The following is a 1,723-nucleotide window of genomic DNA, read 5'->3' as shown; positions in this document are numbered from 1 at the left end:
CGATGTCTTCGCACACCTGTTCGCGATGTCCCCGGTCCAAACAAAGGGGAGAAGGAGAGGTGCCGCTACCTTCCTTCGCGATACCACATCGAGCCGATCGCCAGCAGCAGCAGGCCGAGACCGAGGAAGCCGCCGAACAGCGGCACGCGCGAGACGGCCTTCAGCGTGCTGTCGTCGGTGGTGCGAAGGCCGATCCAGTCATCGCCCGACGCCGCGCCCGAGGAGCGGACCGGCACGATGGAAGGCAGGGCCACGCCGCCGGAAAGGTTGCCGAGCATGGACGACGGCGCCAGCCTGCGCACGCTGCCTCCGGTCGCCTCAGCCGATGCTTTCAACTTGTCTTCCGTAGAGACGACGTCGGAGAATTCCGGCGCGTTGATCGGACCAACATGGGCAAGAGCGGTGAGATCGCCATTGCCCACCTGATAGAGGCCGATCTCGCTGGTCTGCAGGCTGCCCGTGAAAATGCCGGGCTCGGACTTCTGCAGCCTGACCGTCATCGCCTTGCCGGAAGGCGTGATCACCTGGGCGGGACCAGGATCGTCGCTCATCGTCTGGCGGCGGATCTCCAGCACCATGCCGCGACCATCGGCGGTCAGCCGTTCCTCTTCCAGTTCGGGCTCCTTCATCAGCCAATGGGCGATGCGGCGATAGAGCTGCACATGCGGCCCGCCGCCTTCGAAGCCCCGCGCCCACAACCAGCCCTGGTCGGAAAGCAGCATGCCGACCCGGCCTTCGCCCTTGCGGTCGAGCACAAGCAGCGGGCGGTCTTCGGCCCCTTTCATCACCACCTCGCCCTCGGGATTCTTGACGCCGATGGTGCGGAACCAGCGGCTCCAGCGCGGCGGCTCGGTGGCCGAGCCGTCGAGCCCGCGCGTGACGGGGTGACGCTGGCCGAGATCGGTGAGACGCGGATAGAAGGCCTTGTCGACGACCTCGCCGCTGGGCATCGCCGGCAGGGCCGACATCAGCGGCGTGCGGGCAATCGAGCTCTCTCCGGCATATTCGGGGCCGGCGGCGATCAGCAACGCGCCGCCTTTTTCGACATATTCGGAGATGTAGTCGTAATAGAGGATCGGCAGCACGTCGCGGTGCTGATAGCGGTCGAAGATGATCAGATCGAAATCCTTGATCTTCTCGACGAACAGTTCGCGCGTCGGAAAGGCGATCAGCGACAGTTCGTTGATCGGCGTGCCGTCCTGTTTTTCCGGCGGACGCAGAATCGTGAAATGGACAAGGTCGACCGACGCGTCGGATTTCAACAGATTGCGCCATGTGCGCTCGCCGGCATGCGGCTCGCCGGAGACCAGGAGCACGCGCAGGTTCTCGCGAATGCCGTCGACGAGCGCGATGGCGCGGTTGTTGGCGTCGGTCAGTTCGCCCGGCTCATGGTCGATGCCGAGCTGGACGATGTTGCGGCCGGCATTGGGGATGGTGACCTCAAGCTTCATCGGCTGGCCGATGGTCGCATGCTCGACCGAAACCTGCTCGCCATTGACCGAAACCCGCACATCGACGGGGCCGGTCTGGCCGTCGCTCGCGATGACGCGGTAGCTCATGTCGAGCGGCTTGCCGACGAGGCCGAAGCGCGGCGCGTTCTCGAAGCGGATGCGGCGGTCCTTCTCATGCTCGTTGCCGGTGATCAGCGCATGCAGCGGCGCGTTGAAGTCCGGAGCGCCGGCCGGCGCGTCATGCACCTCGCCGTCGGTGATCATGACCGCGC

Annotated in this window: 1 protein-coding gene; it reads right to left on the bottom strand. The window is 65.5% G+C overall.

The genetic code is table 11. From position 1 onward, the window contains the following. Window positions 1-65 precede the first annotated feature (65 nt). The coding region (locus EOA29_RS35485; RefSeq protein ID WP_127222323.1) for a hypothetical protein at window positions 66-1,723 on the bottom strand (1,658 nt) is incomplete at its 5' end.

Origin of the sequence: Mesorhizobium sp. M1E.F.Ca.ET.063.01.1.1 (assembly GCF_003998155.1) — a bacterium.
Classification (GTDB): Bacteria; Pseudomonadota; Alphaproteobacteria; order Rhizobiales; family Rhizobiaceae; genus Mesorhizobium.
The sequence above is the reverse complement of the archived record's forward strand: the minus strand, read 5'-3'. Positions and strand labels throughout refer to the sequence as shown.